A 2,309-nucleotide genomic window follows, 5' to 3' on the forward strand; every position below is an offset into this window, starting at 1 on the left:
CAGGGGTGGCGCAGGAACGCCAGCTCGCCGCCGACCTCAGCTGAGGACGGTCACCCGACCGAGGTCACGAGCTCCTCGATGCGAGCCAGCGTGCGCTCCATGTTGCGCTTGGTGGCGTTGGTCATCGTCGCCTTGACGACGAACTTGCTCGTGACCCGCTCCTGGGTCAGGTCCCAGGACTCCGTGACGAGCGTGCCGCCCTCGACCGGCTCGAGCACGTAGCGCCAGATGCGCCCGCCCAGCATCGCCCCGGCCGGGCCGGATGCCGTCGTCTGCCAGGCGATCCGCCGGTTCTCCTCGAGCTCGATGACGGTGTTGCGCGTCGAGTAGGCCACGCCGAGCTTCATGTCCATGCCGAAGCGGTCGCCGAGCACGAGCCGACGCCCGCCGCTGCGGGCCCCCTTGACGGTGCCGCCACCGTCGATCTCCGAGTGACCGGCCGGGTCGACGAGCAGGTCGAAGATCGGCTCGGGAGGTGAGGGGATCAGGCGCTGGACGGACAGGACATCACTCATACCGGCGACGCTAACAGGCGCGTCAGACGCTCACGGCATCGGCTGCCGCCAGTGCCGTGTCGAGGTCGGCGATGAGGTCTCGCACGTCCTCGAGACCGATGGACACCCGGATGGTGCCGTCGGTGATGCCGACCGCCGCCCGGGCCTCGGGGGCGAGGCGGCGGTGGGTGGTCGTGGCCGGGTGGGTGGTCAGCGACTTCGAGTCCCCGAGGTTGTTCGAGATGTCGACCAGGCTGAGGGCGTTCATGAAGGCGAACGCCGCCGCCTTGCCGCCTGCGACGTCGAACGTCACGACGGTGCCGCCCCCGCCCTGGAGCTGGCGCACTGCCAGCTCGTGCTGGGGGTGGCTCGCCAGGTGCGGGTAGACCACCCGGGTGATGCCCCGACCGGCGTGCTGCCACTCCTCGAGGGTCTGCGCCACCGTCAGCGCCGACTCCGCCATCGCCCGCACCCGCAGGCCGAGGGTCTCGAGCCCCTTGGTCATGACCCATGCGTTGAACGGCGACATGGCCGGCCCGGTGTGCCGCATGAGGTTCTTCACCGGTCCGTTGACGAACTCGGCCGTCCCGAGGATCGCACCGCCGAGGGCGCGCCCCTGGCCGTCGATGTGCTTGGTCGTCGAGTAGATGACGACGTCGGCGCCGTGCTCCAACGGGTGCGAGAACACCGGGGTGCCGAAGACGTTGTCGACGACGACGGTGGCCCCGACGGCGTGCGCCAGCTCGGAGACGGCCGCGATGTCGACGAGCTCCATCATCGGGTTGCTCGGCGTCTCGAAGAAGACTGCCGTCGTCGGCACCGACAGCGCCTCGCGCCACTGGTCGAGGTCAGCGCCGTCGACGAAGACCGTCTCGACACCCCACCGCGGCAGGATCTCGTCGAGGATGACGAAGCACGACCCGAACAGCGCTCGGGACGCCACCACCCGGTCCCCCGCCCCGCACAGGGCCGCCATCGCCGTGAACACGGCCGCCATCCCCGAGGCCGTCGCGAAACACGCTTCCGCGCCCTCGAGCTGGCGCATCCGCTCCTCGAAGGTCGAGACGGTGGGGTTGCCGTAACGGCTGTAGATGTAGTGCTCGACCTCGTCCTTGAACGCGGCTTCGGCCTGCTCGGCCGACTCGTAGACGAAGCCCGAGGTCAGGTAGAGCGCCTCGGCCGTCTCGTCGAACCCGCTCCGGCTCAGCCCACCGCGCACAGCGCGCGTCCGTGGGTGCCAGTGCGCCACGGGGTCGTTCATCCCTGGCGCCACGGCAGGCCGGCGTTCTTCCACCCCGACACCGTGCGGTGCCCGTCGGCGTCGTGGCCGCCCTCGAACCCGTCGAGGATGTTGTACGCAGGGCCCAGGCCGGCCGCGGTCAGGGCGTCCGCCGCCGCCTTGGATCGCACGCCCGAGCGGCAGAGCAGGTACACCGGGCGTCCCGGGGTGAGCCCGGCCGCGACGACCTCGTCGACGAAGCGCTCGTTCACCGTGCCGGCGGGGAACGTCGACCACTCGACGAACGCCACGGCATCCGCAGCGCCGTCGATCACCGGCACGCCGACGAACGACCACTCGGCCCGGGTCCGGACATCGACGAGCATGGCCCCCTCGGGACCGGTCACCGCTGCGTGGGCCTGCTCGGGTGTGACATCACCTGCGTAGCTCATGCCCTTCAGCGTAGGCGGGGTGCCACCCCCCTCGACACCGTGTCTCAGGTGCGGTTGGTGAACGCCACGGAGACCCGCCGCTCACCCCAGACCTCGACCCCGGCCAGCGACCCCGGCGCGACGGCAAGGCGGTCCTGCCGCTCG

Annotated in this window: 3 protein-coding genes; all 3 read right to left on the bottom strand. The window is 70.9% G+C overall.

Features of this window, described 5'->3' with window-relative positions:
- Positions 1-50 precede the first annotated feature (50 nt).
- The 3 genes from PLL68_RS11245 to PLL68_RS11255 are packed head-to-tail and all read right to left on the bottom strand — an operon-like array spanning position 51 to position 2,165.
- Positions 51-515: an SRPBCC family protein gene (locus tag PLL68_RS11245; protein WP_324534120.1), complete on the bottom strand. Its 465-nt coding sequence runs from the start codon at positions 513-515 to the stop codon at positions 51-53.
- Between the two features lie 22 nt (positions 516-537).
- Positions 538-1,755 (bottom strand): O-succinylhomoserine sulfhydrylase, encoded by a 1,218-nt coding sequence (locus PLL68_RS11250; protein ID WP_324534122.1) that lies wholly within the window; start codon positions 1,753-1,755, stop codon positions 538-540.
- On the bottom strand, positions 1,752-2,165 hold the full coding sequence (locus tag PLL68_RS11255) for a rhodanese-like domain-containing protein (protein ID WP_324534124.1): 414 nt from the start codon (positions 2,163-2,165) through the stop codon (positions 1,752-1,754). Before PLL68_RS11255 ends, PLL68_RS11250 begins: the two co-directional genes overlap by 4 nt.
- Positions 2,166-2,309: the final 144 nt, after the last annotated feature.

The sequence above is a fragment of the Ornithinibacter sp. genome (genome assembly GCF_035443565.1).
Taxonomy (GTDB): domain Bacteria; phylum Actinomycetota; class Actinomycetes; order Actinomycetales; family Dermatophilaceae; genus Fodinibacter.